Source organism: Advenella mimigardefordensis DPN7 (assembly GCF_000521505.1).
GTDB lineage: Bacteria > Pseudomonadota > Gammaproteobacteria > Burkholderiales > Burkholderiaceae_B > Advenella > Advenella mimigardefordensis.
This window is the reverse complement of the sequence record NZ_CP003915.1, coordinates 1,963,523-1,988,449: the sequence shown is the minus strand read 5'-3', so window position 1 is coordinate 1,988,449 and position 24,927 is coordinate 1,963,523. Positions and strand designations below refer to the sequence as shown.

The 24,927-nt window shown below is 51.4% G+C and carries 25 protein-coding genes and 1 tRNA gene; 10 read left to right on the top strand and 16 right to left on the bottom strand.

The features are described from left to right. Nucleotides 1-9 precede the first annotated feature (9 nt). The 5 genes from MIM_RS09175 to MIM_RS09155 form a co-directional block, all read right to left on the bottom strand. Nucleotides 10-483, bottom strand: coding sequence for a tripartite tricarboxylate transporter TctB family protein (locus MIM_RS09175; protein WP_025372454.1), 474 nt, complete (start codon nucleotides 481-483; stop codon nucleotides 10-12). Nucleotides 484-548: 65 nt separating this feature from the next. Further along, complete coding sequence (locus MIM_RS09170) at nucleotides 549-1,508, bottom strand: tripartite tricarboxylate transporter substrate binding protein (RefSeq protein WP_025372453.1); 960 nt, start codon at nucleotides 1,506-1,508, stop codon at nucleotides 549-551. Nucleotides 1,509-1,602: 94 nt separating this feature from the next. Further along, on the bottom strand, nucleotides 1,603-2,760 hold the full coding sequence (locus tag MIM_RS09165) for a mandelate racemase/muconate lactonizing enzyme family protein (protein ID WP_025372452.1): 1,158 nt from the start codon (nucleotides 2,758-2,760) through the stop codon (nucleotides 1,603-1,605). Between the two features lie 108 nt (nucleotides 2,761-2,868). Beyond that, nucleotides 2,869-3,777: a LysR family transcriptional regulator gene (locus MIM_RS09160; RefSeq protein WP_025372451.1), complete on the bottom strand. Its 909-nt coding sequence runs from the start codon at nucleotides 3,775-3,777 to the stop codon at nucleotides 2,869-2,871. A 253-nt stretch (nucleotides 3,778-4,030) separates the two neighbouring features. Further along, nucleotides 4,031-5,251, bottom strand: coding sequence for a diaminopropionate ammonia-lyase (locus MIM_RS09155; protein WP_025372450.1), 1,221 nt, complete (start codon nucleotides 5,249-5,251; stop codon nucleotides 4,031-4,033). A gap of 294 nt (nucleotides 5,252-5,545) precedes the next feature. On the opposite strand from MIM_RS09155, the gene MIM_RS09150 reads away from it, so the two are divergent. The 3 genes from MIM_RS09150 (at nucleotide 5,546) to MIM_RS09140 (ending at nucleotide 8,142) form a co-directional block, all read left to right on the top strand. Next, complete coding sequence (locus MIM_RS09150) at nucleotides 5,546-6,010, top strand: Lrp/AsnC family transcriptional regulator (RefSeq protein ID WP_025372449.1); 465 nt, start codon at nucleotides 5,546-5,548, stop codon at nucleotides 6,008-6,010. Between the two features lie 126 nt (nucleotides 6,011-6,136). Then, on the top strand, nucleotides 6,137-6,715 hold the full coding sequence (locus tag MIM_RS09145; RefSeq protein WP_025372448.1) for a peroxidase-related enzyme: 579 nt from the start codon (nucleotides 6,137-6,139) through the stop codon (nucleotides 6,713-6,715). Between the two features lie 164 nt (nucleotides 6,716-6,879). Further along, complete coding sequence (locus tag MIM_RS09140) at nucleotides 6,880-8,142, top strand: Zn-dependent hydrolase (protein WP_025372447.1); 1,263 nt, start codon at nucleotides 6,880-6,882, stop codon at nucleotides 8,140-8,142. 18 nt (nucleotides 8,143-8,160) lie between these two features. Here the strand turns inward: MIM_RS09140 and MIM_RS09135 are convergent, their stop codons facing one another. Beyond that, entirely contained in the window at nucleotides 8,161-8,838 is a 678-nt protein-coding gene (locus MIM_RS09135; protein WP_025372446.1) for a cupin domain-containing protein, read from the bottom strand. A 320-nt stretch (nucleotides 8,839-9,158) separates the two neighbouring features. Here MIM_RS09135 and MIM_RS09130 point away from each other — a divergent pair, with 320 nt between their 5' ends. The 5 genes from MIM_RS09130 to MIM_RS09105 all read left to right on the top strand — a co-directional run bounded on the left by MIM_RS09130 (nucleotide 9,159) and on the right by MIM_RS09105 (nucleotide 14,550). Continuing rightward, nucleotides 9,159-10,022, top strand: a complete 864-nt coding sequence (locus tag MIM_RS09130; RefSeq protein ID WP_025372445.1) for an amidohydrolase family protein — start codon at nucleotides 9,159-9,161, stop codon at nucleotides 10,020-10,022. 74 nt (nucleotides 10,023-10,096) lie between these two features. Next, complete coding sequence (locus MIM_RS09125; protein WP_025372444.1) at nucleotides 10,097-11,320, top strand: MFS transporter; 1,224 nt, start codon at nucleotides 10,097-10,099, stop codon at nucleotides 11,318-11,320. A 474-nt stretch (nucleotides 11,321-11,794) separates the two neighbouring features. Next, entirely contained in the window at nucleotides 11,795-12,055 is a 261-nt protein-coding gene (gene infA / locus MIM_RS09115; protein WP_025372442.1) for a translation initiation factor IF-1, read from the top strand. A gap of 126 nt (nucleotides 12,056-12,181) precedes the next feature. Further along, nucleotides 12,182-12,257, top strand: a tRNA-Thr gene (locus tag MIM_RS09110). Nucleotides 12,258-13,344: 1,087 nt separating this feature from the next. Continuing rightward, complete coding sequence (locus MIM_RS09105; protein WP_025372440.1) at nucleotides 13,345-14,550, top strand: MFS transporter; 1,206 nt, start codon at nucleotides 13,345-13,347, stop codon at nucleotides 14,548-14,550. A gap of 124 nt (nucleotides 14,551-14,674) precedes the next feature. On the opposite strand, the gene MIM_RS09100 is transcribed toward MIM_RS09105, so the two are convergent. The 4 genes from MIM_RS09100 to MIM_RS09085 all read right to left on the bottom strand — a co-directional run bounded on the left by MIM_RS09100 (nucleotide 14,675) and on the right by MIM_RS09085 (nucleotide 18,802). Next, on the bottom strand, nucleotides 14,675-15,190 hold the full coding sequence (locus MIM_RS09100) for an isochorismatase family protein (RefSeq protein WP_025372439.1): 516 nt from the start codon (nucleotides 15,188-15,190) through the stop codon (nucleotides 14,675-14,677). A gap of 8 nt (nucleotides 15,191-15,198) precedes the next feature. After that, nucleotides 15,199-16,491 (bottom strand): IS256 family transposase, encoded by a 1,293-nt coding sequence (locus tag MIM_RS09095; RefSeq protein ID WP_025372438.1) that lies wholly within the window; start codon nucleotides 16,489-16,491, stop codon nucleotides 15,199-15,201. A 322-nt stretch (nucleotides 16,492-16,813) separates the two neighbouring features. Then, entirely contained in the window at nucleotides 16,814-18,331 is a 1,518-nt protein-coding gene (locus MIM_RS09090) for a tripartite tricarboxylate transporter permease (protein ID WP_025372437.1), read from the bottom strand. A gap of 3 nt (nucleotides 18,332-18,334) precedes the next feature. After that, the gene (locus tag MIM_RS09085; protein WP_025372436.1) at nucleotides 18,335-18,802 is read right to left on the bottom strand and encodes a tripartite tricarboxylate transporter TctB family protein; all 468 of its coding nucleotides are present in this window, start codon (nucleotides 18,800-18,802) and stop codon (nucleotides 18,335-18,337) included. A 397-nt stretch (nucleotides 18,803-19,199) separates the two neighbouring features. Here MIM_RS09085 and MIM_RS09080 point away from each other — a divergent pair, with 397 nt between their 5' ends. Next, a complete protein-coding gene (locus MIM_RS09080; RefSeq protein WP_025372435.1) occupies nucleotides 19,200-19,901 on the top strand; it encodes a response regulator transcription factor in 702 nt (233 codons plus the stop codon). 5 nt (nucleotides 19,902-19,906) lie between these two features. Then, a complete protein-coding gene (locus MIM_RS09075) occupies nucleotides 19,907-21,325 on the top strand; it encodes a sensor histidine kinase (RefSeq protein ID WP_025372434.1) in 1,419 nt (472 codons plus the stop codon). 87 nt (nucleotides 21,326-21,412) lie between these two features. Here MIM_RS09075 and MIM_RS09070 read toward each other — a convergent pair whose 3' ends face one another. From MIM_RS09070 to MIM_RS09045, 6 genes are all read right to left on the bottom strand, one after another. After that, nucleotides 21,413-22,093, bottom strand: a complete 681-nt coding sequence (locus tag MIM_RS09070) for a metallophosphoesterase (protein WP_025372433.1) — start codon at nucleotides 22,091-22,093, stop codon at nucleotides 21,413-21,415. Between the two features lie 78 nt (nucleotides 22,094-22,171). After that, the gene (locus MIM_RS09065) at nucleotides 22,172-22,417 is read right to left on the bottom strand and encodes a hypothetical protein (protein ID WP_144084618.1); all 246 of its coding nucleotides are present in this window, start codon (nucleotides 22,415-22,417) and stop codon (nucleotides 22,172-22,174) included. Between the two features lie 103 nt (nucleotides 22,418-22,520). Then, the gene (locus MIM_RS09060) at nucleotides 22,521-23,030 is read right to left on the bottom strand and encodes a GNAT family N-acetyltransferase (protein WP_187329594.1); all 510 of its coding nucleotides are present in this window, start codon (nucleotides 23,028-23,030) and stop codon (nucleotides 22,521-22,523) included. A 121-nt stretch (nucleotides 23,031-23,151) separates the two neighbouring features. Next, nucleotides 23,152-23,625, bottom strand: a complete 474-nt coding sequence (locus tag MIM_RS09055; protein WP_025372430.1) for a nuclear transport factor 2 family protein — start codon at nucleotides 23,623-23,625, stop codon at nucleotides 23,152-23,154. A 55-nt stretch (nucleotides 23,626-23,680) separates the two neighbouring features. After that, nucleotides 23,681-24,298 carry a glutathione S-transferase family protein gene (locus MIM_RS09050; protein ID WP_025372429.1) on the bottom strand — a complete coding sequence of 206 codons (618 nt, stop codon included), beginning with the start codon at nucleotides 24,296-24,298 and terminating at the stop codon, nucleotides 23,681-23,683. Next, a complete protein-coding gene (locus MIM_RS09045) occupies nucleotides 24,295-24,864 on the bottom strand; it encodes a pyridoxamine 5'-phosphate oxidase family protein (RefSeq protein WP_025372428.1) in 570 nt (189 codons plus the stop codon). The genes MIM_RS09050 and MIM_RS09045 overlap by 4 nt, the downstream gene beginning before the upstream one ends. Between the last annotated feature and the right edge of the window lie 63 nt (nucleotides 24,865-24,927).

Here is a 24,927-nt window from a genome sequence, read left to right as displayed (position 1 = left end):
AACGCCAAATTAGTTTTCCGGAAAAAACCACCCACCCGGAATAGGTGTTTCAAGCAATACAACGAATATTCCGTAGGCAAATAATGTGAATCCGCCCGCCACAAAGAAATGCGACATAAGCGTCTTCATTTGAGTTGGCCGCTTTATGATGGATGCCATAGAGAAGATGTAAAACGGCGTCAGGATCAGAAATCCAACGATTTCTACAATCAGCAAAAATATTGCAGTTGCAACGACCATCAGCAGAACAGTCTGCACTTCAGATGACCCTATTTTCCCATCTGGAACGCAGGTATTTCGCAGTTGGCGAAGAATGATGCCCGCTGCCGAAATTGTGAATATCAATCCGCTAATAAATGGAAAAAAGCCAGTGCCCATACCCGTTTCTGCGGTCAGCCCATAACTTATGGACGTACTCAACACATATAGACCCAGCACAAACACCATAACGGCAAAAATCAGTTCAAGGTACTTCAGTTTCATGTATGCCTCTCGCACCAATGGTCTGACACGAAGTACTATATTCGTGTCATGGAAAATTCACCCAGCTATTTTTTGCTTTGTGAGATGAATTCCTTGTACTGATTGACTATTTTTGGAAGCTCAGCCTCAAACTGTCTGGAATCAAGAAATACAGGAAAGGAATTGTTGCGCGTCAGATATTCTTCTTTCCACTCCTCGCTTTCTGCAACCGTCCTGAAGACGTTTTCCCAGAAACTGACAACGTCGTCTGCAACGTCGGCTGGCATCATAAAGCCACGATACAACTGTAGCTCTATATCGACCCCCTGTTCCTTCAGAGTCGGTACGTTTGGCAGTACGGCAAGTCTGGATGCAGAAGTCACGCCTAAAGGAATGACCCTGCCCGCCTGCACTTGGCTCATCACTTCTGACGCGTTTCCAAATTGGAGATCGATATGGTTTCCTAATAACGCTGTTGTTACCTCTCCGTCTCCGTTAAAAGGAACTGCTCGCAACTCCACGCCCAACTGCTTAGCAAGCTGTGCTCCCAGCATCGCCGGATCCGTGACAGCACCGGTATTGCCAACACGGATGGAGTCCATCTTCTTAATATCTTCGATGGATTTAATTGACGAGTCTTTATTTGCCACCAGAACAAATGGATCCGCGGCGATAGCAGCAACCAGTTTGAAGTCGTCATATCCTGTTGTCGTTCTTCCAAGCAATGGTGCAGTGAAGAAGGAAGTAGCAAGCGTTCCCAAATAGTACGGATTCTTCTTCTTTTTTGCGATAAAGTTGTATGCGATAGCGCCTCCGCCGCCAGGACGGTTCTCAATCAGCAGGCGCGAAGCGAGCAGATTTTTTTTCTGAATAATGTTGGCCACCGTACGTGCGAAGATATCGCTACCTCCTCCCGCCGACGACTGCACAATTAAGGTCACATTTTTGTCTGGATAGGAAGCAGCTGAAACCACAGCCGCATGCGCTGACAATATTGCTATTGCCGTCGCACCAACAATTTTTCCAAGTAACGTATACTTTCTCATGTCTCCTCCATGCTTTATACAAGCCCCATAGGCCGATGATTTTTAAATAAATACGAGTTTTGCTCTGGCCCACGGCCAGAGCAATCTATTATTACTACGACACTTTAAATTCCTGAATCAGGCCATCTTTCGGTTCGAGTCCCAAGCCTGGTTCCTGGGAAACATTCAAGTAGCCCTCATCTGGCTGTGGTACCTCCTTAAAGATCGCGTTATACGCCATCCATTTGTGAAAGTGGTACTCCACCAGTCCGCCATTGGCAACGCCTGCATGCAGCGCGATATTGTGTGGTCCGTTCCCATTACCATGGCCAAGCGCCACATTGAATGCCCGTGCCAGATTTGCCGAACGCAGGCCTGCCGTAAATCCACCGTCGTTATTTACGTTAGGCTGAAGAATGTCAATAGCACCCGCACAAAGCAAATCTTTGGCAGAGAATTTTTCGTTTTCCGCTGCAGCCACCCGAATACTCGTGCGGGATCTCAGATGCGCAAGATTAGCTGGCTCATTATAGTGAATTGGTTCTTCAATGAAACTAATGTCCAGCTCTTCACAAAGTGTGCACAGCTTAACTGCGTCTGGAAGGGACATACGTAGGTTTCCGTCCATCGACAACCTCACATTCGGCCCGACAGCCTCACGCATCGCCGCCATACGGTTGTAGTCATCATAAGGATCCGGGACAGCTTGTCGCCCAACCGTATTTTTGAGATGAGTCACTCCCAAGTCAGCCAAATGCTTTGCTTCTGCCGCAAGCTCTTTTGCAGTATAAACAGGAGCTCCATCATAGGCGGCACCATGGGTAACATATACGGGTACACGATCTCGCGCACCACCAAGCAGATGATGAACCGGTTTTCCTAGCGTTTTTCCCTTGATATCCCAACATGCAATATCAATCATGGCAAGCGCGCTAATGAGAGCCCGACCTAGCGGCCTTTCGTAGGTATGTCGGTCAAATAGCATTGGAATCCTCTCGGTACGAAAAGGATCCGCTCCCTGTTCAATTATGCGCGGTGCAATATATTTATTAATCAGATCCACCACCACATGATGGGTATAGCCACTGGTGGACCACCCAACAATACCATCGCTCGTCTCCACTTCCAGTAACAATGCGCCTTCCGTCTTCGGCAGGTCACGATAGGGAGGCGGAGTAATAGGAATATTCCTCAAATTATGTAACTCGATCCGCACGATCTTTTGTCGGCTTTCTAACACTTTTGTCTCATATAACATCGTCTGATTCAGCATACTGGCTCCTCTAATAATGAAAGTCAGTATAGATGAAAGGAGCCACATGAAAATTTGCTAATTCTTAGGGATTATGCAGTTTTGAGCATCAATAAATACAATAAGGAGTTAATTGGCGTAGGCAAGAATCAAATCGTATAAGCGCTGCGCGGCAGCTGACATTAACTGGCCCCGCGCACGAATTAAGGCAAAATGCCGCTGTAGCCGAGGATTGGTTATCACGAGCTTCTGCACGTTCTGCAAATTTGAAAGATCCGCAACAGATTCTGTTAGTAAAGAGACGCCCAGGCCTGCTTCTGCCAATGCAACAAGTGTTTGGCCCTGTATACATAAATACCGCATATTGAGTTCGAACCCGTGATCTTTTGCTGCGTGGCTGATAATCCTGTACAAAACTGTATTGGGATGAAAAGAAATGAGCGGGTATCGCGACAGCTCTTTGAGTTCAATCGTTTTGCGATTTGTGGTAGTCAGGACCCTGGGAACCAGCGCAAGCAATGGCTCAGACTGAATGAGCTGAAACTCCAGATTGTTGTCATGAATTTGCGGTCCAACGCCAAAGTCGGCTTCTCCAGACCGCACAGCCTCAAGGAGTTCCGCTGATTTATGCTCCTTTAGAATTACCTGGATACCGGAATAATCTTGCTGGAATCTTGACAATATAGCCGGCAGCCGGGTTGAAGCAAAGGCAGGAGAGCAGGCGATCGTCACCCTCCCCCTTTTCAAATCCGCCGCTTCAGCAACATGCAACAATCCCCATTCAAGCTCATGCATTGCTCGGCGGGCCTGTTTCAACAACAGCTCCCCTTCGGCGGTCAGGCGCAGGCTACGCGTGGTTCTGACAATAAGGGATACACCCAGTTGTTGCTCCAACATCTTGATTTGCATACTGATAGCAGATTGGGAGCGCCCTGCCTGTTCTGCAGCCTTCCTGAAGCTATTGTGTTCTGCTACAAGCAGAAAAGTGTGCATCAGCTTGAAATTGACACGAAGAGCAATATGGTTGGAGGTATCCATGTTAGGGAAGATGCATCAATGAAATAATTAATAAAGTTAGCGCCAGATAAACAGTGCCATATAGTAAACCGTGGCAAATAGTATGCCCATAAATCAGCTTGGTCTATGTCATGACAAAGTAGTACGCAACTTTAATTACATTTGCCGGGGAATACAAATGTTACCGGCTCTCATCGCCACCGGAAAACAGGATTTCTGCTGAGATACAGCAGATAGCTGTATCTCAGGCAGCATACTCCATTCTGTTTTATTGTTACCCTCGCCACGCCCGCTGCCGCCCCAGCACCGATTCCGCCGACTCCCCAACCAACTCACGATACACCGTCGGCGCAGTCGCGCCTTCAGTATTAATCATCAGCACGCGTGACTGCCGGTTCAACCCCATCTTCACCGCATCCTGTGATGCCGCTGCCAAATTCTGAAGTGCTGCCAACCCGGCAACCCCAGACTCCCCCGCAACCACCGGTATATCTGCGTCACTTCCACGGGAAAGGGTTTTCATCGCCTGAATCGCCGCAACATCGCTAATCGTCTGGAAAAAATCCACGCTTTTTTCTAAAAAGCGCCAGGCCAGCGGTGAGGCTTCGCCGCAAGCCAGCCCTGCCATCACAGAATCAACCGAACCCGTCGCTTTTGATGGTCGGCCGTGAACGGCACTCATATATAGGCAATTTGCCTGCTCCGGTTCCACGATGACAAACACCGGCCGATTGGTCCCATACACTTCCCAAAAATAACTGACGATGCCCGCTGCCAGGCCGCCCACACCGCCCTGTAGAAAGACATGTGTAAAGACGCATTTATCGGCACCCTCTTCTGCCGTCTGTTCTATGATTTCTTCAACCATCATACCGTAGCCTTGCATCACATCGCGCGGCACGGTCTCATAGCCTTCGTACGAGGTATCGGACACCACCCGCCAGTCATTTTCCCTGGCCAGTTGCGCAGCATGCTCAACCGATTCATCATAACCACCTTTGATTCGAATGATACGCGCACCGTAATGCGCAATTGCCTGTTCACGCTCATGGCTGACGTTGGCATGAAGAACAATGACGCACTGGCAGCCGATACTTTGGGCAGCCGCAGCGAGCGATCGACCATGATTTCCATCTGTCGCACTGATTGCCACGAAATCACCAAGCCTATCCTTGTACCTGCCAGCGATCAGCGCTTTGGGGTCAAAGCCGGCCTCGGGCATGGTGCTTACAATCAACCGCACAAGTGCAATGGACGCACCCAGCGCCTTGAAGCTGCCCAGTGGCGAACGGGTGGATTCGTCCTTCACGAACAATTGCGCAATGCCCAAGTGCTGCGCCAGATCCGGCAGACGCCACAGCGGTGTTGGTCCTGGGCTCAGTTGATCCCAGCCGGATAGCCAGTCGCGCGACTCGCGGGTACGCTCAACAGACAGGATATCTTTGAGGCTGGCTGGGTAAGCAGTTCGTGCCGCACGTGGGTTGGTGAATAACATTGATGATTCCTATTCTGTTTAGATAGCAACAGCGGGCATTTAGCCCGCCCATTATCCGAGTAATTGTTGCTCAGGCTACAATGTCCGGATACGAAACAATGCTAGCATCCTGCTTTTGCCTGTTTGATCGAAAATTGGCGTGTCAAATGCACAAACCGTGCAAATATTGAGCCTTCGTAGCAATGCCATTTACGCAACCATCCGCTAGCCGGACGTCACAAACAAGGCAGTTAAAAAGCGCGTTCGCAATGCGCCGGCTTGTGATCTCTCCTGAACATCATACAAAGGCATACCATGCAACTCGATTCCTTTGACCGAAAAATTCTCAACCTGCTGCAGATCAACAATAAAATGTCGCAGCGTGAGCTTGCCGATCAGGTGAATCTTTCGCCGTCCGCCGTCAACCGACGAATTGCAGCAATGGAAGCGGCGGGTGTGATACAACAGAACGTCAGTATTATTGACCCGGCCACGGTGGGCAGACCCATCACCATCATCGTTGAAGTGAAACTGGAAAGCGAACGCCTGGATCTGCTGGAAGCCTGCAAGAAACGCTTTGTAGCTTGTCCGCAGGTTCAGCAGGTTTATTATGTGACCGGCGATTTTGATTTTCTGATCATGATGACCGTCACAGACATGCACGAATATGAACGCCTGACGCAGGATCTGTTTCTGAGCGGCAATATTCGGCAGTTCAAAACGCATGTGGCGATGCAAAGCAATAAAAGGACATTTGCTATACCGCTGGATACGCAGTAGGCTGGCGGCAACTCGGCAACAGTCATCGAAACCATTACGTATCACGGTACACCGGCATAAAACACCCACCGTTCAGATGTAATATTGAAATAGCACCCTTTCTTTTGCTTACCAACAGGAGTCAACATGACACAAGCGCAGCAACCTGCAGTCAGCCGTTTTCCGGTACCCGAACTCAAAGACATGCCGGAAGATATTCAGGCACGCATTCTTGAGGTTCAGGAAAAGTCAGGCTTTATTCCAAATGTGTTTCTGACGCTGGCCCATCGGCCAGACGAGTTTCGTGCATTCTTCGCCTATCACGACGCCCTGATGGAAAAACCCGGCAATCTGACCAAGGCTGAGCGTGAAATGATCGTGGTCGCGACCAGCAGTCTTAACCAGTGCCAATATTGCGTGATCGCGCACGGTGCGATCCTGCGCATCCGCGCCAAAGACCCGCTGATTGCCGATCAAATCGCGACCAATTATCGTAAAGCTGATATTACCGATAGGCAGAAAGCGATGCTGGATTTCGCCGTCCTCGTCTCGCAAAAGGCGCAGGAAGTGGGTGAGGCTGACTTCGATACACTGAAACAGCACGGTTTTAGCGATGGGGACATTTGGGATATTGCCGGCATTTCGGCATTTTTCGGCATGTCTAACCGTCTGGCAAACGTCACCAGCATGCGTCCCAATGCCGAGTTTTACTCGCTGGGACGCTAAACAGAATCGGCCCCATTTGCCGCGGTAAGACCGTAAACGCAATTTTCTTGCATTTCAGGCATGCATATTGGGTTAAGTTTCTGATGCTTTTGACATATGATTCTGCTTAAGCACGATTAACGGCACAACACCATACGGCACCTGCGGGTGCTGACACACGGTATATGACAAGCACAACGGACTTCGCCAACGATATTCGCCTCAATGGCGCGGTTTTACTGGCACAACTGCAACAGCTGGGAAACATTGGCTGCGATACCGATTCGGGCGGTCGAACCAGAATCGCCTTAACCGACGATGAGAAAGCGGGTCGCGATCAGCTAGTTGCATGGATGCGGGAACTGGATCTGGACATCGGCATTGATCAGATCGGCAATATTTTCGGCACGCTGTTGCCCGCTACGCCAGAAGAAAAATCCCTGGCCCCACTGATGATCGGCTCGCATATTGACACCGTTAAAAATGCTGGTGCCCTGGACGGCTGCTATGGCGTGTTAAGCGGCCTGGCGGTGGTTCGCGCATTCCGCGAAGCAAATAAACAGCCCAATCGCCCGATCACCATTGCCGCCTTCACCAATGAGGAAGGCGTACGCTATCAACCCGATATGATGGGATCACTGGTTTGCGCCGGTGGCCTGTCCATCGACACCGCGCTGCAAACAATCGGCACCGATGGCACACGTCTTGGCGATGAACTCAAACGCATTGGTTACGCTGGAGATATCGCGCCCACCTCTGTCGTTCCCTATGAATACCTTGAACTGCATATTGAGCAAGGTCCGATTCTGGAAGCTGAAGCCAAGCAAATCGGCGTTGTGGAAAATCTGCAGGGCATTTCCTGGCAGAAAATCACAATACAGGGGAACGCCAATCATGCCGGTACAACGCCTATGCGCCTGCGCAATGACGCCGGCTGGGCGGCCGCATCGGTCATGACTTTCCTGCGGGAACTGGCCGCATCCAGCACAAACACCCTAGCCACGGTGGGTTCGCTCAAACTGGCCCCCGATCTCATCAACGTCATTGCTCGCAGCGCCACTTTCACGGTAGACCTGCGAGATCCCGACGAGCAGCAATTGCGTTCTGCAGAGCGCCGCCTACAGGCGTACCTGGCCGTCCTTGAGCAGCAGGAAGGCGTCAAAATTGTGAGCAAACAGCTGGCCCGCTTTGAGCCGGTCATATTCAATACGCGTCTTGTCGATGAAATAGAAACGTCCGCCCAGCGCTTAGGCTTTTCCTATCGTCGCATGACCTCGGGCGCTGGCCACGATGCACAGATGATCGCCCGCATTGCACCCGCAGGCATGATTTTCGTGCCAAGCAGAGATGGAATAAGCCACAATCCGCGCGAACACACGGACGATGAACAGCTCCTTAATGGCGCACAAGTGCTGCTGGATGTGGTGTTGCAACGCCTGGAGATGTAAAGCGGCTGATAACGCTCTTCAAGGAGCCATCGCTCCGGTCAGGTATTCACCAAGATGTCCGGTTTTCAAATACACCGTAGCTCCTCGCAGTCCGGCGACAAGTTCCGAATACGTACCTGGCGGCAGGCGCAACCAGCTACCCTCCCCGTACTCCTGTGCGGCATCGTTCAGACTTCCTTCAAGCACCAGCACTTCCGCACCATCGACAAATTGGCTGACGAGTTGCCTGCCAGCCGCCCGCTTCTCGACCGACACCTGCTCACGCTCGTCCGCAAATAAGGGACAGGACGCGCCCACATCATGCTCGGTCCAGTTGGAGGCGTCATGCGTGTTGATGCGCACGCTGCGACTCTCTTTCTCGGGCATTTGCCGCAGCTTCACGAAGATGACAGCCCCCTCATGGGTAAACGGCTGGTGACTGGAGCCATGCGGATTGCGCAAATACCAGCCGGCAGGATAATCGCCATGCTCGTCCGAAAACGTGCCCGATAGGACCAGAATTTCCTCGCCACCCGGATGTGGGTGCCCTGGAAAACGGGATGCCGGCGCGTAACGCACAATACTGGTCGCCCGCGCTTTTTCTTCGCCAATACGATCCAGCATTACACGTTCTACACCAGGCTGCGGCGACGCAATCCATTGATAGTGCTGTGGCAACACGGCTGCACGCTGTAAAAAATCGGAATGAATCAGCATTGATCACCGCCCTCAAAATAGAAATGGAAAAAATCCAGCGTCAGGCTTGAGTCCGAATCAAGACAGAAAGTAGACCAGACACTGGGCGCTTGTCCGCGTTCTCCGTTAAGGCGTGGACTGCTTTTATTGTTATTGTAGAGCATCTTAAAAATTGCTTAACCAGATACCGCTTGCGGCATTTTTGCGATTGATCCGTCGCTCGCGGCATTACAGCCAGCCCATGCGCGCCCGTTTGAAAAATAACATAAAAATAGACATCCGTCCCCGATCATTGCTACTATAAACCGCATGCAACACCCAGTGTTTTAAATGGAGTGATCATGCAATTATGTCTTGCCCCCCTGCAGGAGATCGCCCCGGCAGGCTTCGAACTGCCTGCCAACGCCTGCGATACCCACGCCCATGTCGTATCCGACGATACGAACACCTATCCGTTTGTTGCCAATCGCAGCTACACCCCTCCCGCCGCGCCTGAATCCAACTATTTATCCATGCTTGAACGCACTGGTATGCAACGCGGCGTACTCATTCAAATCAGCGTCTACGGTGATGACAATCGCTATATGCTGAAGGTGCTACAACGCCATCCGGACAAACTGCGAGGCATCGCTGTTGTGCGGGAAGACGTAACACAAACGCAATTGCAACAGATGCACGAAGCGGGCGTCAGGGGCCTGCGCCTCAATGTACTGTTTGGCGGAGGAACCGGCTTTGATGCAATGGAAACCCTTGCCGGCAAGATCGCCGAGTTCGGCTGGCATATGCAATTTCTGATGGATGCCCGTCAGTTACCTGAATTGCTGCCGCGACTTAAACGACTCCCCGTGCCTGGTGTCATTGACCACATGGGCCATATGCCGGTCGCCGAAAGCATCAATCACCCGGGTTTCCGGGCCATGCAGGAATTGATAGAAAAACATGACTGGTGGGTGAAACTGTCGGGTGCCTATCGCATCAGTGACGATTTTCCGGACTTTGCCGATGTAGTGCCTTGGGCCCAGGCCCTTATCAACACAAATGAAAACCGCATGCTGTGGGGCAGCGACTGGCCTCACGTGTCCATTCCACGAATGCCTAATACCGGCCTGCTGCTGGCGCAGCTTGCCAAATGGGCCCCCGAATCCCGCCAGCGTAACAAAATTCTGGTAGACAATCCTGCTGCCCTATACGGCTTTAAAGCCTGACAGAACAGGTGCGCTCCGCCCGATTAGCGGTGTCGAAATCGCACCCAAAGATATAGTCTCATTGGAGAACGGAGATGAACTGGTACAAACAATTAAACCGGACCGAGAAAAATACCTTTATCGCGGCTTTCGGTGGCTGGGCAACCGATGCCTTCGATTTCATGGTGTTCACATTTGTCATTAGCGCCATCATTCAGTTGTGGGGCATCAGCAATGCCGAAGCCGGTATTCTGGGCACCATCACTTTGCTGTTTTCGGCAATCGGTGGTTGGGGCGCGGGTATCCTGGCTGATCGTTATGGGCGGGTACGTATCCTGCAGATTACGATTCTGTGGTTTTCTGTTTGTACCGTACTGATCGGTTTTGCGCAGAACTTCGAACAATTTTTTGTATTGCGGGCACTGCAAGGGCTGGGTTTCGGCGGCGAATGGGCCGTCGGGTCGGTATTAATGGGTGAAATCATCCGGGCTGAACACCGCGGCAAGGCGGTAGGCACCGTCCAAAGCGGCTGGGCTATCGGCTGGGGTGCCGCCGCCTTAATTTATACGCTTATGTTCTCGATCTTACCCGCTGAATGGGCGTGGCGCAGCCTGTTCTGGATCGGTGTTCTGCCAGCCCTCCTGGTGCTGTTTATCCGTCGCAATGTGCCCGAGCCGGAAATTTTCAGAAAGAAAGTACTTGAACAGAAAAATGTTTCCAATATCTGGGGCATTTTCGCACCAGATGTTATAAAGACCACGATGCTCACCGCCCTGCTCTGCACTGGTGTGCAAGGCGGCTACTATGCCATCACCACCTGGCTGCCCACCTTTCTGAAAACGGAAAGACATTTATCTGTGGTCGGCACAGGCAGTTATCTGCTGGTGATTATCGCCGGATCATTTTGCGGCTATATCGCTGGCGCGTACTTTGCCGACCGCTTCGGACGCAAAGCTAACCTGATCCTGTTTTCCGTACTATCTGGCGTGTGCATCTATCTGTATACAGAACTGCCCCTTAGCAATACACAGATGCTGATCTTGGGCTTCCCCCTGGGTTTTGCCGCATCGGGGATCTTCAGCGGCATTGGCGCTTACCTGACCGAACTATACCCATCCGCGATCCGCGCCAACGGTCAGGGCTTCTCCTATAATTTCGGACGTGGTGTGGGTGCGCTCTTTCCCGGGCTGGTCGGATATCTGAGCCAGTCGATGGGCCTGGCCGGTGCCATTGCTGCGTTTGCCACCGGCGCCTATATTCTGGTCTTGCTCACCACGTTTTTACTGCCGGAAACAAAAGGTAAAGAGCTGACCGATTGACCAAAAAGCGACGGATTTTTCCTAAAACAGTAAAAAACGGCGCTATTGTGTTCCAAAAACACAACAAGTTTTAGGGAATATCACAATTGAGTGTATAATAAACAACGTACAGTCCCATATAAAAACATAATCCAACAAGTCGTGACGGTCATACCCCACCAAAGCCTTCACGAACAGACTCAACGCCTTCCGTCGGTATGACCTTGTGAACCATACCAAGTTCAAACGGATAACTTCCCTCACTTGATGGCAGCAGAAGCATCGTTTTCTGTTCATATACATCATTTTTTTCAGACTGCAATACGACCCGCGTTCGTGAGTAGTAATGCAGAATCAGCTTTCTGCGAAAGCGCCTGGCATCCGCATTTGCATTTTCCGGCATCATGCTGTGGCTTGTGTGTTCGCGCCCCCTGGGTTGCACCACTTTGCACCGCATCCTGCCGTTGATTATTAATCTTTACAGGAGAACAATATATGGCAAAAGAAGAACTACTTGAAATGAGTGGATCTGTAACAGAAGTATTGCCCGATTCCCGCTTCCGGGTCACGCTGGATAACGGACACCCTATTATTGCGTACACCGGCGGCAAAATGCGCAAGCACCACATCCGTATTCTGGCCGGCGATAAAGTCACCCTGGAAATGTCCCCTTATGACCTGAGTAAAGGTCGCATCACCTTCCGTCACATTGCCGGTCGTGCACCTACCGGCCCGTCGAATCCACGCCGCCGTTAAGGCCTGTTGAGCCGTCAACCGCCTTTGCATCTATGCAGACTTGCGGGCAGATATTCATCAAATACGCTGCCGCAAGCCCGCAATAAAAAAATGTGGTAGAATTTTTGACTTCGTAAGATTGCCGATGCCGATATAGCTCAGTTGGTAGAGCAGCGCATTCGTAATGCGAAGGTCGTAGGTTCGACTCCTATTATCGGCACCAAAAAAATAATATTAAAATCAATTAGTTACAAAAATAAATTTAGTTTTTGTATTTATTGTTATTCAGGCTGACATCAAAATTAAAGTCTTTTATATTGTCATCTGCAAGTACTTTTGCGGAGTAATTACAGCATAAGTACAACCATCAACACACAAACTCAGCTTTCAACTCGCAGCTCAGTTAATTTCTTGATGTTTACTTAGCGTGTATATTTACAGTGCTTATTTAAAAAGAGGGTGAGAAATGCTCAAGAAATTTCTGAACAATTTTCGTCAAAACCCTAATGACACGCTAATTGTTAATTTCGATGGCAGCGTTCGCTTAAATACAGCGAATGCAGACGTTCGGAAAAAATTAATGATTGCTGCAAAAAAACAAGTGACGTTAAGCTCAAAAATCCGCGTAAATAAAAGTAAAAAAGTCGCAATCTAAAACAAATGGAAGCGCTAGGTCTTGCTTTAGCTTTGCTCGCTGGCTATATTTTTTGTAATCAATACCCGTCCGCTCGTTACATGTTAATGAGATCAAAAGGCTGGGTCGAGTATGGGCATCTATTAACTTTTGGTATTGGTTTTGCCCTCTTATCTGTAATGACCCAGCATTTTCTGCTCAACTTACGCGGCTAATGCAAAGGCTTTAGCCGGGGTTTTCAGAACGCCACCAAGACAGCAGAGGACATCTCCAAGCTGATGGCCGTAACCGCCAGGCTGAATGCAGATGCATCCAAAATGCAGTCCAAGCACAATTGGTATTCTTTGTTGATCGGCGCTGCCCTGGCAATAACGATCATCGCTGTGAGCAGCCTGTTCAATTAACGAATTAACTCCGGCACCGCGACCGTCGGTGGTCCCATACATGGGACGCGCTTAAATTTTAAGAAGAATGATTCTTATTTCACAACATCCTAGCGCTTCGATTTATACTCACAGCAATTCAAACAATCCCATCTAATCCATTGGTTTACGCGCCCAAAATCGCTACGCCAGCAGATGGCCCATTCCCCCGCATCCTCATCAAAAATGCTCGCACATAAACACGCTCCAGCCGTTGTCAGCATCACCACCTTTCTATTGTGAGCCACCGAACAATGAAGCCCCAATCGCCCTCCTCGCCCGCGAAAATCCCAAAAGGTATTTGGATACTCGGCTTTGTCAGTATGTTTATGGATATTTCATCTGAAATCATCCATAGTCTGCTGCCTATTTTCATGGTATCCACGCTGGGTGCCAGTATGTTTGTGGTGGGTGCCATCGAAGGCATCGCCGAGGCGACGGCATTGATCGTCAAGATCTTCTCTGGCGCATTAAGTGATTATTTGGGTAAACGCAAGGGCCTTGCCGTTCTGGGTTATGGCCTGGGGGCACTGTCCAAACCTTTCTTCGCGATGGCCGGAACACCGGGCATGGTGTTTACTGCGCGTTTTGCCGATAGAATCGGCAAGGGTATCCGCGGTGCCCCGCGCGATGCTTTGGTAGCCGACCTGGTTTCGCCCGAAATCCGGGGAGCCGCATTTGGCCTGCGCCAATCTTTGGATACCATCGGTGCCTTTCTGGGCCCGCTGCTGGCCGTGGGATTGATGTTCCTGCTGGCGAATGATTTCCGTACCATCTTCTGGCTTGCTGCCATCCCGGCATTTATTTCAGTCGCGTTACTCTACTTCGGCCTGAAAGAACCTGCGCATAAAGAAGGAGCCAAACGAAGCAATCCGATCAAACTGGATAATATCAAACGGCTGAGCCAGTCTTATTGGTGGGTTGTATTCATCGGTGCCGTGTTTACCCTGGCCAGATTCAGTGAGGCTTTTCTGGTGCTCAGGGCTCAGCAAGGCGGCATGGCCCTCGCGCTGGTGCCGTTGGCGCTGGTTATCATGAACCTGGTCTATTCGCTGTCGGCTTATCCGATAGGTATATTGTCCGATCGCATGAGCCATCGTACGCTCCTGGCGTTGGGACTGGTTGTACTGATCATTGCTGATCTGGTGCTGGCAAGCAGCAATCATTGGGCATTTGTAATTATCGGCGTTGCCATTTGGGGACTGCATATGGGAATGACCCAGGGACTGCTGGCCACCATGGTTGCAGACACCGCACCGGCAGATCTGCGCGGTACTGCGTTTGGCTTTTTTAATCTGGTGAGCGGCATTGCCATGCTGTTTGCCAGCGTCGTCGCCGGGTTGACCTGGGATAGTTTTGGTGCCGAATATACTTTTATTGTCGGTGCGGCTGTGTCGCTGCTGGCATTGATTCTGGTGCTGGTGAACAAGCACGACAGTCAAAGAATACGCGGGCAATAGTTAGTGCGAGTGAATTAAAAATTGACGCTTTGTGTGCTACGCAGAGCGTCAAGCATCTTTAGCAACGACGTACTAGAGAACGCTGGCGGAGGTCCGGGGCAACGCTTTGAAATACACAACGCTATCAATAGACCTGTAACTGCGAACACGCAGTGACCGTAGCAAAGTCTGCCGCCAATAAAGCAAGCGTCGCACGATGAAGCTGGGCGGCCTCCAACTCACATTGATCAAGTTCGAAGCTAATAACGGCGTCTTCCACTACGGTCATCGTCAATCCCAAATCAGATCCCGACCTAACAGTCGAATTAACACAGAAGCCCGCAACAGCACCGATAACGACCAGCGCTGAAATTCCGGCTATCTGCAGATAGGAAAAGAGATCTGTTGAACTGAAAGCAGACGACGTACTTTTAATAAATACAGGCTCGCCTGTTACTGCTTCGAAGGCTGGCAGCGGTAACGACAACGGCGACTGCTTGTGAAAAATAGACTCGGGCTCGGCTGACTGATGGCGAACGTGCAAAATAGGATTACCAGCCTGTCGGAATTGATCAAGAATATATTGCATATTTTGTATGCAATTTTGAGGATAGTACGGGAGTGTCAGATTTTTTGTGTTCGGGCAGTTAAGGTAAGTCATTTTTCTGCCTATTTTTCCTGTGATGCTGATTCTCGATAGTGATAGGCATCGGTAAATCGCTCCTCGTATAGGATAGCAAATTGTTGCATGGCTGACTTCCAGTAGTGTGTGGAGGATCCCCATTTGATGGTGATATTGCGAATAGCCAGCCACAACAACTTCAAGGCGGCGTCATCGGTCGGGAATTGCCCGCGTGTTTTAATGATCTTACGCAACTGCGCGTTAACGCTTTCAATAGCGTTGGTCGTGTAGATAATGCGGCGTATTTCGAGCGGGAAGGCAAAGAAGGGAATGACCTGTTCCCAGGCCCGCTCCCAGGCGGTCGCGATCATCGGGTACTTCTGACCCCATGGTCCCTGAGCAAAAGCTTGCAGCGCTTGTTCAGCGGTCTGGACGTTGGTCGCTCTATAGATCGGATGCAGTGCTGAACTGAGCTTCTTCCGATCATTCCAGCTGACATAGCTCAGACTGTTGCGAATGAGATGAACGATGCACGTTTGCAGTGTCGTAGCGGGGAATACGGCCTCAAGCGCATCGGGCATGCCTTTAAGACCGTCGGTCACTGCAATCAGTATGTCCTGCACGCCGCGCGTCCTTAGCTCGTTAAAGACGCGCATCCAGAACTTGGCTCCTTCTGTGTTCTCGATCCACAATCCCAGAATCTCACGGGTGCCGTCTGGCAGCACGGCCAGAGCCATGTAGACCGCCTTGTTGCGTACGACGCCTTCATCGCGAATCTTAACGCGTAGCGCATCGAAGAACACGACAGGATACATCGGTTCAAGCGCCCGCACCTGCCAGGCCTGCACTTGCTCTATGACCTGGTCAGTGACTGAGCTGATAAAGTCAGCAGAGACGTTGGTGCCGTACTGCTCAGCCAGAAACGCCTGGATCTCGCGCACGCTCATTCCCCGAGCATACATCGCGACGATCTTATCGTCGAACCCGGTAAAACGACGCTCGTGCTTGGGAATCAGAATCGGTTCAAAGCTGCCATCGCGATCCCGGGGTATATCCAGGCGCACCGGCCCCGTGTCGGTCAGCACCGTCTTGGCGCTGCTGCCATTGCGCTGATTCTGACTCGACTCAGGCTTGGTCTGCCCACTGGAGTAACCCAGATGGTGGCCCAGCTCAGCGCCGAGCGCGCGTTCAATGAACGCCTTCTTGAGCAGTGTAAATGCGTCCTGCACCGCCTCAGGCGTCATCGGACCGGTCACCATGTCATCCAGTAGCTGCTTAGCGCTGGCCGGCAACCTTCCCTTGGGTATCCCTCTGGGTTCCTTCTTGTTCTCTTGTGTCATGGTCTGCCTCCTTCAAGACAATCATAGACCCAAACACAAAATTACGGACACTCTCGATAGTACTGGACACCCCGTTCAACTCTGTCCACTACAAATTTTTGCATATCGATAATGAGTAAGGCTCTTTGCACTTATATCCCCTGAAAACAAGCACCGTCAACGCCGCTTTGTATCCTGATTTTATCGTTTTACAATATTAGCTCGATCATCTTGCGACACATTGCTTATATTAACTGTAAATGCAAAATGCAGCAGGCTGGCACAACCAGGTTAAAAACAACCCCAAACATGCCAGCCTGCAAACCACCCACTGCAATTTATATTACGTTGCTGTCGCCATTTGCCCTGGTCGGCTGCTTGCGCGCCATGTTGAATAAACCAGGCCGGCAATCAGCAATATGGCAGCCGTAATAAACGCCAGGCTGATTGGCCGCTCAACAAAAACCATGGGATCACCCCGCGACAATAACAGCGCCCTGCGGAAGTTCTCTTCTACCATAGGCCCGAGCACAAACCCCAGAAGCAAGGGCGCGGCTTCAAATCGCAGGCGCATGAACAGGTAACCTATCACCCCAAACAACAGCACCATACCCACATCAAACAGATTGTTGTTGGTACTGTATACACCCACGCAGACAAAAAACAGTGCAGCCGGATACAAGTGCTTAAAGGGTACCGATAGCAGCCGGATCCACATGCCAATCAATGGCAAATTCAGAACCAGCAATACGATATTTCCAACCCAGAAGCTGGCAATCAGCCCCCAGAACATGTCAGCATGCTCGACGACCATTTGCGGACCAGGCTGGATGCCATGGATAATCAGCGCGCCCAGCATCAGTGCCATAACCGGATCGCCGGGTATCCCCAGGCTCAGGGTAGGAATAAAGCTGGTCTGAGTGGAGGCACTGGTGGCCGCCTCAGGTGCGGCAATGCCTTCAATTGCACCGCGTCCGAAACGACGTGGTTCCCTGGCCACTTTCTTTTCCGTGGCGTAGGCAATAAATGACGCAATCGTAGGGCCTGTGCCTGGCAAAATGCCAAATGCCGCACCAATGCCCGTCCCTCTCAGCAACGCGCCTCGCGAAGCCTTGATATCCCCTTTCTGCGGACGCAGCGAGCGTGTAGTCACCTTGCCCAGCGCCTTGGTATGTTCAGTGCCAACTTTGTTGATATTTTTCAGAAAGTCTGCAATACCAAACAGTCCCATGGCCAGCGCCACGATCTGCAGGCCATCCTGGAGTTCCGGAAAACCAAAATCAAAGCGTGCAACACCACTGTTAACGTCGGTGCCCACCACGCCAAGTATAAGACCAACGATAACCATGGCCACGCCCTTGACCGCCGATCCCTTTGCCAGGGTTGCACCGGCCAGCAGTCCCAGCATCATCATGGAAAAATACTCGGCAGGCCCAAAGCGGAACGCAACCTCCACCAGCATCGGTGAAAACAGAATCATGGCCAGAATGCCAACGGTTGCTCCGCAGAAAGAAGACAGCATCAGCATAAACAAAGCCGATCCTGCCTTGCCATTTCGGGCCAGCGGATTACCGTCAAGACATGCGACGGCGTGCGAAGCCGTACCGGGCAGATTCAGCATAATTGAAGTAATGCCGCCGCCGTACTGCGAACCATAATAGATCCCGGCCAGCATGACCAACGCTGCGGTCGGTGTCATCGCATAGGTCAGGGGAAGAAGAATGGAGATGGCAGCCAGCACGCCCATACCGGGCAACACGCCAATCACGTTTCCCATAAACACGCCAAATATCGCCCACATCAGATTATCCAGCTGAAAGGCGACGCCAAAGCCGTGCATTAAATTCGATAAAATCTCCATCTGTTAACCCCAGCTGAACATGGGAAACTGTAGCTCCAGCCCCCAGGAAAAAATAACAATGCCAATGATGGTCACAAACACCGACAGAAGCAAGGCGCTGCGCAAGGTATGTGTGCGATCGCCCAGCGCAGAAATAAACACCAATGCGAAGGTTGCCGGCACCAGACCGCCATATTGACCGAGTGCAATGAAAGCGAGCACACCGGCGACGATACAAAACCATCCTCGCCATTCCGGAGAACCGATTTTCTCTTCCTCCTCCTCATCCTTGCTCAAACCCGATACAATCAGGCACAGCAGGCCAACGAGCATCAGCAACGCCCCAACCAGCACCGGAAAAAAACCCGGGCCCATTTGCGACATCGTACCCATTGAATAGCTGCTTCCCTGCAGCACCGTGCCAAGGCCCAAGGCGCAAAGCAACCCGGATGCCCACGCATCGCGTCTGTTAATACTGAACTTTAACCGCATCTGTCTCCTCCAGAATGGAACACCATCCAGCTTTGCTTTGTTGCAATATCCTGGTGAACCAAAAATAAACGAAGGGAAATTATGCGATGAATGATCCTGCCGAACATTACGCCCTGATTACCATCTGGCAAGATTGATTGTTCTTCTCTTTTATATTTGAGATGATAGCCTGACGATGCGCCTGCCCCGCCTGTTTTCAACAAGGTGCAAGCTACACGCTACTGCAAGCTACACGCTACTGCGGCCATCCGGCTATGGATCGTGAGGTGCAGGCGTCGTCCCTAAGGTCAGTCAAAGCAGAAACAATCAGAGCGTAAACAACGCATTTTTCTTATCGACTGGACAATATCAACAACCGTCTGCCTTGCGCAGCGAACTCTTGGAAAGTGAGTATTGGATGTGGCGTTGCCTGGTGATTGAAGATGATTTAGAGAATGCACGTTATATTACGAAAGGACTGACCGAACTCGGCCACGTCTGTGTCATCTGTGATAATGGCGTACATGCGCTGCCGCTCGCGATGGAATCCACCTGGGATGTGATTATTCTGGACCGGATGTTACCGAACAGGATTGACGGACTGTCCATTCTCTCTTCATTGCGCGCAGTCGGACGAAAAACACCGGTACTGGTGCTCAGTGCATTGACAGGAATAGACGAACGCGTCACCGGGCTGAACGCCGGTGGTGACGACTACCTGGTTAAGCCCTTTTCGTTTTCTGAACTGGTTGCCCGTCTTAACGCGCTGGTGCGACGTTCCGACGCTCATGTACATCAACAGCGTCTGCAGGTAGACGACCTGATCGCCTATCTGGACAAACGCAAGGCCGAGCGTGCGGGCAGACCACTCGCGCTGCAACCGCGGGAATTCCGCCTGCTCACGTATCTGATGTTGAACGCGAATAACACAGTAACCAGAACCATGCTGCTGGAACATGTTTGGGACTATCGTTTCGACCCGCAGTCAAACGTGATCGATGTGCAGGTCAGCCGCTTGCGCAAAAAGGTTGACTCAGGATCAGACAAGCCACTGATCCATACCGTGCGTGGGGCCGGATATACACTGTCCGATCACTTCGCCATCAGCGAAACTCGGTAAGCAACGTGACGTCGCGCTCGATAGCAGGTAGCCTGGCCCTCTGCCGCCAAATCATAGGCCGCTATCGGGATTCGATTGCTTTTCATCTGACGCTGAGCTATGGGTTGCTGGCTATCGTCACCACGCTGGTTCTCCTGGCTTTTATCTATGTACAGGTTATCGGCGTGATGCGCACGCAGCTATCAGAACAGATTGACCATGCAGAGCAGCGACTGGCGCTTGAGTTTGCTACAGGCAATATCGCTGCCGTGTCTGTCGCAGTGAACCGCGCCATTGCAGATGAACTGGATGGTGCCGACGATCTGTTTCTTCTGTCCGATCATAATGGCAATGTACTGGCGGGTAATATCGAGGAGGCAACGCATTATCCGGTAGCATCGGGGATGTTCGAAACTGTTGTGAAAGTGAACGGCATGCAGGTTGTCGGCTATTTCAAGCGCACACAATTTCCTGATGGACACGCACTATTGATCGGACGCGAGTCAGGGAAAATCGAGCATGTCAGTGCCATGATTTTACGCGGCATGGGAACCGCCGTGGCTTTAGCACTTCTGCTGATCGCTTCGGGTACATATATTTTCCGACGAAAACTGGAGCGTAGCGTCAGAACACTGCGAACCACCGCAAGACGCATCGGTCCCGGGCAACTGTCCTTGCGTGTTCCGGAAATGTCAGCACCGGATGAATTCAGCCAATTAAGCCAGGACGTCAACGCCATGCTCGACCGCGTGGAAAAGTTGATGAAAGGAGTACGTCACGTGTCCGACAGCATTGCGCACGAACTGCGTACGCCTCTTATGCGAATACAGGGACGCCTGCGATCTGCACAAATTGCAGGTGCCTCGCACGACGAACTGGCTGAAACGGTAGACCGAGTGGCACTGGAGACCGATGCGCTCACCGCACTGCTCGGCCAGCTCCTGCAGATTTCCGAACTGGAAGCCGGTGTCAGAAGAAAACCGTTAGTGCCCTGTCGTCTGGATCTGATTGCCGCTGATTTAACCGATCTTTATTACGCCCTGGCAGAAGATCGCAATATTTCCGTGTGCCTGCAGGCGCACGAGCCCTGTACTGTTCAGGGGGATGCGCCATTGTTGGGTAACGTATGCGCCAACCTCATTGACAACGCAGTGAAATATGCCAGCCATGCGGTGAAAATAAGTATATCGAGCAACGATACCAGTGTCATCCTAATCATTGAAGATGATGGACCCGGCGTGCCGCAGGACAGCCTGGCGCAACTTGGCGAGCGCTTTTATCGTCTTGATACAGATAAGGATGGCTTGGGTCTGGGGCTGGCGACAGTCAAGGCCATCACTGCTGTACATGGTGGCAGTGTTGAAATAACGAACTGCAGTTACGGCGCAACTGCTGGTGGATTGAGAGTGAAGGTGCTATTTCCAAAGCAGCCACATAGCATATAGCAGGACAGAAATAAATGACAGATGGCATTACTGCGATTCACTGCAGATAAAACCGGATAGCCGGTCTGGCACATTCGCGTGACCAAATTACAGCAGCCCCGGCTTGCTGATTTCCAGCAAGGTAAAATGCCCCTTGTGCTCATCGGGTAGCCAGCCACCCGTGTCAATATGATGCACATTGCCAAGCGTGATAATATCTGGATGGCAATTGTGCCCGACGATGACGTGATCTACTCCATCAACCCTTGTCGTGTCCTGGCGTTCAAATCGATCGCGTGACCACATTACTCGCTGGCGACCCGATTTGGAGGTTAAATAGCGTTCAAGATTGTTCCAGTGCCGACAGGGTACGTCTGCATGTACGATGCCAATCCGCCCGTTTATCGTTGCCACCTCTATAGCCATAGGCAGACGTTCCAGTTGGGCTACCAGCTTTTCCCTTTTGTCCGTACTGGTCTCAATAAACCAACTGCCACCGTTACGCCGATAATTGTCTTCATCCATCCGGCCAATCCGATGGTAGCGAATGGCGTAATCGTCATGGTTGCCGCAAACCGGAAAAAACCACCCTGTACCAATCAGATTCACCACCGGTTCATTTTCAGTGCCACGATCAACCAGATCACCCACCGAGAACAACCGGTCTTGGCCGGCATCAAAGGCCACATTATCTAAAGCGTGCATCAGCTTTGTATAGTGACCATGAATATCACCAACAACGAAATCGCGACCGACGCGATTCAGATCGAATGTGTGCACATACGCCATATACGTTACTCCTTAGCGAGGCCCATGTTGATCCCGTCTGATACCTGTCGTATCACCAAAATCAGCAGCCAGACAGGGCTATTTCTTGTTTTTGTAACGCCTGAACGCGTACCAGCAGGGGATCGCAACCATGACGACTGCGCTCAGAATGGCAAACGCCGCTTCCGTGCCTTCAGTATCGGACGGGGAAAAGTAGAAAAGAGAAGCACATACCGCTGCAGCACAAAATGCGAATACCGAGGCAACAATCTGACGCACGTATAGCGGTTCCCTCTCTTTTCCTGACGGCGCAAAAAAGAACGCCACTACTGTAGCAGCCACCATCAATAAACCAATTAGCTTGGCCCACCAATCCACAACAACTCCCGTCTACATTCATCACCTGATTATTATACGGTGCCCGGACCAAACATACAGCACTGCCGCCCTACTGCGTAGCCTCAAAAGCCTTTTGAAACTGTACCTGACCAGTCGCGACCTCCCCAACGAAAGCCATTGCCTGAAAATACCGCGCAGGCGCGTCCGTATATACGAGAGACTCACTGTTTTTGAAACCGAAGCGACAGTAGAAATCCGGGTCACCCAGAACGACGCAGCCACGCGCTCCCATGCTTTGCAATTGCTCAAGCCCGGACCGGATGAGTCGTGTACCCACACCCTGCCCCTGCCACTGAGGCAGCACACTGACGGGCCCCAGTCCATACCAGCCCTGCTCACCTGAAGAAACGTTGATGGGTGAAAACGCAATATGTCCCACGATCGCGCCAGCGTTATCGGCCACCAGAGAGACAGTTAGCTGTCCGGCACGCCTGAGTGCATCAACAATAAACTGTTCGGTGTGACTGGAGAACGCTTCCGGTTCGAATGCTGTTCTGGTGACCAGTGAGATGGCACCAAGGTCGCCTGGTTGTTCGCTACGTACGACTATATTCAACATGGATTTATGAGGATAGTGAATGACTTGCAATAACAAATAACAATCGGCCGCACCCGTTAACACGACATGGCCGCAATCAGTATAGCCGGGACACGATCACGTTCCCGACGATGGCACGATTTTACAATCCAAGCTGACTCAGACCCGGGTGATCATCAGGACGTCGCCCAAGGGGCCAATGATATTTGCGATCACTTTCAGCAATAGGCAGGTCGTTGATAGAAGCATGACGGTGCAGCATCAATCCCTTATCATCAAACTCCCAGTTTTCATTGCCGTAGGACCGGAACCACTGTCCTGAGTCATCATGCCATTCGTAGGCGAACCGTACTGCGATGCGTGCACCATCGAAGGCCCACAATTCCTTGATCAGGCGATAGTCCAGCTCTCTGACCCATTTGCGCGTCAGAAAAGAAACGATTTGCTCCCGGCCATTGACAAACTCTGCCCTGTTCCGCCACTTGCTATCAACGGTATACGCAAGCGATACGCGTTGCGGATCACGTGAATTCCAGCCATCTTCAGCCAGACGCACTTTCTGGATCGCAGACTCGCGCGTAAACGGTGGCACCGGCTGTCGTATTTCAGATGTCATTGTCGTAAGCTCCTTTTGGGTAAAGCGCTGTGAAATTATTAATAGTGCGGCACGGTTATTGTTCAGCGGCACTATACATGCCGGGCATGCCCACGTATCCGGGGAGCGCCTGAATGCGCTCTAGCCACTGCCGCAATCCAGGATACGGCACCAGATCAATTTGGCCCTCCGGTGATAACGCGATATAGGGATATACGGCGATATCCGCAATGGTGATATGGTCCCCGACGAGCCAGTCGGACGCCTGCAACTGCTGCTCAACGATACCATATAAGCGTTCGCAGGTCTGCCCGGCAGCAGCAAGATCCAGTTGTCTGCCAAATTTATAATGCAGTCGCAGGTCATTGGGCCCGCGCGCCACCTCATTGGCTGCAGTAGACAGCCATGCCATTATCTGCGCCATGCCGTTGGGGTCATGAGTGGGAAGCCAGTCCTGATTGCCGTATTGCTGCGCGAGATAAACCAGAATGGCCTGGCTGTCTCGCACAAGTACGTCACCATCAACCAGCACCGGCACCTGAGCAAATGGATTCATTTGCAAAAACGGCGCCAGATTATGTTCACCTTCCATCAGGTTAACAGGACGGCTGGCATATTCCACGTCCAGTAAGGACAAGAACAGACGCACCTTATGACAATTGCCGGACGCATCAACATCGTACAGTGTAATCATGGGGATTCCTTTGGTTCGAACATGGCGAAAAACTCCTCTTCGGTATAGCGTGCCGTAATATGTTGCGGGCAGTTAAAATCCAGTGCCAGCACGGTAATAATATATCCGCGCTCCACCCGGGCGCGGTACGCCGGCATATGCAGCATGGCGAGCAGCGCCGGTTCATCACTCTCATGAATCATGCGCGCGCGGCCCCATATTTTCAGGCGCCGACGGTGAGCAAAATCCATCAGAATCAGCATGACGCGATCATCGTTCATCAGATTGCCAGCTGAAATATACTGCCGGTTACCGGCATAGTCAGCGAACCCCAAAGTATGATCGTCCAGGATTTTCACAAATCCTCTGGGGCCACCCCGGTGCTGCACGTAAGGCCAGCCGTTTGCTCCTACGCTCGACATAAAAAAGGTATCAATATCGGGAATCAGCGCCCGTTCCCGCTCCGTGATGAGGTTGCGCTCATCCGAATCTTCCTCAAACAGCAGATTTCTTTCCCGGCTGCCGTACCGCTCCTGCGCGGCACGGACGGCTGGGGTAAACGTAATGGCTGAAAATGCACGTGGCATGATGCTCGCTCCGGATAGGTTTTCTGAACGCTAAGCCGCAACATCGCGACTGATAGTGTCACT

Bases quoted from the DNA above. Each gene is read 5' to 3' on its own strand.
- MIM_RS09175 (WP_025372454.1), bottom strand. From the start codon at position 483: ATGAAACTGAAGTACCTTGAACTGATTTTTGCCGTTATGGTGTTTGTG.
- MIM_RS09170 (WP_025372453.1), bottom strand. From the start codon at position 1,508: ATGAGAAAGTATACGTTACTTGGAAAAATTGTTGGTGCGACGGCAATA.
- MIM_RS09165 (WP_025372452.1), bottom strand. From the start codon at position 2,760: ATGCTGAATCAGACGATGTTATATGAGACAAAAGTGTTAGAAAGCCGA.
- MIM_RS09160 (WP_025372451.1), bottom strand. From the start codon at position 3,777: ATGGATACCTCCAACCATATTGCTCTTCGTGTCAATTTCAAGCTGATG.
- MIM_RS09155 (WP_025372450.1), bottom strand. From the start codon at position 5,251: ATGTTATTCACCAACCCACGTGCGGCACGAACTGCTTACCCAGCCAGC.
- MIM_RS09150 (WP_025372449.1), top strand. From the start codon at position 5,546: ATGCAACTCGATTCCTTTGACCGAAAAATTCTCAACCTGCTGCAGATC.
- MIM_RS09145 (WP_025372448.1), top strand. From the start codon at position 6,137: ATGACACAAGCGCAGCAACCTGCAGTCAGCCGTTTTCCGGTACCCGAA.
- MIM_RS09140 (WP_025372447.1), top strand. From the start codon at position 6,880: ATGACAAGCACAACGGACTTCGCCAACGATATTCGCCTCAATGGCGCG.
- MIM_RS09135 (WP_025372446.1), bottom strand. From the start codon at position 8,838: ATGCTGATTCATTCCGATTTTTTACAGCGTGCAGCCGTGTTGCCACAG.
- MIM_RS09130 (WP_025372445.1), top strand. From the start codon at position 9,159: ATGCAATTATGTCTTGCCCCCCTGCAGGAGATCGCCCCGGCAGGCTTC.
- MIM_RS09125 (WP_025372444.1), top strand. From the start codon at position 10,097: ATGAACTGGTACAAACAATTAAACCGGACCGAGAAAAATACCTTTATC.
- infA (WP_025372442.1), top strand. From the start codon at position 11,795: ATGGCAAAAGAAGAACTACTTGAAATGAGTGGATCTGTAACAGAAGTA.
- MIM_RS09105 (WP_025372440.1), top strand. From the start codon at position 13,345: ATGAAGCCCCAATCGCCCTCCTCGCCCGCGAAAATCCCAAAAGGTATT.
- MIM_RS09100 (WP_025372439.1), bottom strand. From the start codon at position 15,190: ATGACTTACCTTAACTGCCCGAACACAAAAAATCTGACACTCCCGTAC.
- MIM_RS09095 (WP_025372438.1), bottom strand. From the start codon at position 16,491: ATGACACAAGAGAACAAGAAGGAACCCAGAGGGATACCCAAGGGAAGG.
- MIM_RS09090 (WP_025372437.1), bottom strand. From the start codon at position 18,331: ATGGAGATTTTATCGAATTTAATGCACGGCTTTGGCGTCGCCTTTCAG.
- MIM_RS09085 (WP_025372436.1), bottom strand. From the start codon at position 18,802: ATGCGGTTAAAGTTCAGTATTAACAGACGCGATGCGTGGGCATCCGGG.
- MIM_RS09080 (WP_025372435.1), top strand. From the start codon at position 19,200: ATGTGGCGTTGCCTGGTGATTGAAGATGATTTAGAGAATGCACGTTAT.
- MIM_RS09070 (WP_025372433.1), bottom strand. From the start codon at position 22,093: ATGGCGTATGTGCACACATTCGATCTGAATCGCGTCGGTCGCGATTTC.
- MIM_RS09065 (WP_144084618.1), bottom strand. From the start codon at position 22,417: ATGGTGGCTGCTACAGTAGTGGCGTTCTTTTTTGCGCCGTCAGGAAAA.
- MIM_RS09060 (WP_187329594.1), bottom strand. From the start codon at position 23,030: ATGTTGAATATAGTCGTACGTAGCGAACAACCAGGCGACCTTGGTGCC.
- MIM_RS09055 (WP_025372430.1), bottom strand. From the start codon at position 23,625: ATGACATCTGAAATACGACAGCCGGTGCCACCGTTTACGCGCGAGTCT.
- MIM_RS09050 (WP_025372429.1), bottom strand. From the start codon at position 24,298: ATGATTACACTGTACGATGTTGATGCGTCCGGCAATTGTCATAAGGTG.
- MIM_RS09045 (WP_025372428.1), bottom strand. From the start codon at position 24,864: ATGCCACGTGCATTTTCAGCCATTACGTTTACCCCAGCCGTCCGTGCC.